The 241-nt window shown below is 45.6% G+C and carries 1 protein-coding gene; it reads right to left on the bottom strand.

The genetic code is table 11. The annotated features are described in order from the left end of the window. Positions 1–241: phospholipase D-like domain-containing protein (locus QQZ16_RS04410; RefSeq protein ID WP_284561144.1), on the bottom strand; the 241-nt coding region annotated here is incomplete at both ends.

The following is a 241-nucleotide window of genomic DNA, read 5'->3' as shown; positions in this document are numbered from 1 at the left end:
AATGCGCTCGGTCAGGGATCGTTGCAACAAGTCTTCAATTCTTAATGGTACAGAATCAGTAAGATCCCCCTCGAACTGCTCTGTGAGTTCTCTTGCCACATCAGCACTGTACACGACTTGACACACCTCATAATTCAGGCGAAAACTTCTCATATCATAGTTTGCTGAGCCTACGGCAGCAATCTCCTCATCGATGGTCAACACCTTCGCATGTATCATTCCTTTGTCGTACTGGTAGATT

It is taken from the genome of Bacillus sp. T2.9-1, assembly GCF_950097965.1.
Taxonomy (GTDB): Bacteria; Bacillota; Bacilli; order Bacillales; family Cytobacillaceae; genus Niallia; species Niallia hominis.
The sequence above is the reverse complement of the archived record's forward strand: the minus strand, read 5'-3'. Positions and strand labels throughout refer to the sequence as shown.